We start from the raw sequence: 2133 nt of genomic DNA on the forward strand, positions 1-2133 counted from the left end.
CAATTCAAAGTTCACTGTGAAGCTATAGTAAAGGTTCACGGGGTCTTTCCGTCTAGCCGCGGGAACGCAGCATCTTAACTGCGAATTCAATTTCACTGAGTCTCGGGTGGAGACAGTGTGGCCGTCGTTACGCCATTCGTGCAGGTCGGAACTTACCCGACAAGGAATTTCGCTACCTTAGGACCGTTATAGTTACGGCCGCCGTTTACCGGGGCTTCGATCAAGAGCTTCGACCGAAGTCTAACCCCATCAATTAACCTTCCGGCACCGGGCAGGCGTCACACCCTATACGTCCACTTTCGTGTTTGCAGAGTGCTGTGTTTTTAATAAACAGTCGCAGCCACCTGGTATCTTCGACCGGTCTCAGCTTACGGAGCAAGTCCTTCACCAAAACCGGCGCACCTTCTCCCGAAGTTACGGTGCCATTTTGCCTAGTTCCTTCACCCGAGTTCTCTCAAGCGCCTTGGTATTCTCTACCTACCCACCTGTGTCGGTTTAGAGTACGGTTTCTTTGTAGCTGAAGCTTAGAGGATTTTCCTGGAAGCATGGCATCGACCACTTCGGACTCCGTAGAGTCACCGTCGTCACTTCTCGGCATTGAAGACCCGGATTTGCCTAAGTCTTCTGCCTACCAGCTTAAACACGGACAACCAACGCCGTGCTGGCCTAGCCTTCTCCGTCCCCCCATCGCACTACAAACAAGTACAGGAATATTAACCTGTTTCCCATCGACTACGCTTCTCAGCCTCGCCTTAGGGGCCGACTAACCCTGCCCCGATTAACGTTGGACAGGAACCCTTGGGTTTCCGGCGGGCGAGTTTTTCACTCGCCTTATCGTTACTCATGTCAGCATTCGCACTTCTGATACCTCCAGCCTGGTTCACACCTTGACCTTCAACGGCTTACAGAACGCTCCTCTACCATGCACAAAGTGCATCCGTAGCTTCGGTGTACAGTTTGAGCCCCGTTATATCTTCCGCGCAGGCCGACTCGACTAGTGAGCTATTACGCTTTCTTTAAAGGGTGGCTGCTTCTAAGCCAACCTCCTAGCTGTTTTAGCCTTCCCACATCGTTTCCCACTTAACTGTAACTTTGGGACCTTAGCTGACGGTCTGGGTTGTTTCCCTTTCCACGACGGACGTTAGCACCCGCCGTGTGTCTCCCGTGATTGAACTCATGGGTATTCGGAGTTTGCAAAGGGTTGGTAAGTCGGGATGACCCCCTAGCCTTAACAGTGCTCTACCCCCCATGGTTAGACACGAGGCACTACCTAAATAGTTTTCGAGGAGAACCAGCTATCTCCGGGCTTGATTAGCCTTTCACTCCTATCCACAGGTCATCCCCTGGCTTTTCAACGACAGTGGGTTCGGTCCTCCAATTGATGTTACTCAATCTTCAACCTGCCCATGGATAGATCGCCCGGTTTCGGGTCTAATGCTAGCGACTGGACGCGCAGTTAACACTCGGTTTCCCTACGGCTCCGCTATAAGCTTAACCTTGCCACTAACATTAAGTCGCTGACCCATTATACAAAAGGTACGCAGTCACCGAACAAAGTCGGCTCCCACTGCTTGTACGTACACGGTTTCAGGATCTATTTCACTCCCCTCACAGGGGTTCTTTTCGCCTTTCCCTCACGGTACTGGTTCACTATCGGTCATCTGGGAGTATTTAGCCTTGGAGGATGGTCCCCCCATGTTCAGTCAGGATATCACGTGTCCCGACCTACTCGATTTCACTGTAGATAAGATTTCGTATACGGGGCTATCACCCACTATGGCCGCACTTTCCAGAGCGTTCTACTATCTACAAAACAGCTTAAGGGCTGGTCCCCGTTCGCTCGCCGCTACTGAGGGAATCTCGGTTGATTTCTTTTCCTCTGGGTACTTAGATGTTTCAGTTCCCCAGGTTTGCCTCTACAACCTATGTATTCAGTTGCAGATACCTGCCTTATGACAGGTGGGTTTCCCCATTCAGAGATCTTCGGATCACAGGTTGTTTGCCACCTTCCCGAAGCTTATCGCAGGCTACTACGTCTTTCATCGCCTCCAGATGCCAAGGCATCCACCGTGCACGCTTAGTCACTTGACCATATAACCCCAAACCGTCTTATTGCTTACAAGCTATGAAGCA

Annotated in this window: 1 rRNA gene; it reads right to left on the minus strand. The window is 51.2% G+C overall.

Annotation, left to right across the window (positions count from 1 at the left end):
• Positions 1-2091 (minus strand): 23S ribosomal RNA (locus tag ACFOMG_RS16655); the annotation flags it as partial.
• Positions 2092-2133: the final 42 nt, after the last annotated feature.

The sequence above is a fragment of the Bacterioplanoides pacificum genome (genome assembly GCF_042648445.1).
GTDB lineage: Bacteria > Pseudomonadota > Gammaproteobacteria > Pseudomonadales > Oceanobacteraceae > Bacterioplanoides > Bacterioplanoides pacificum.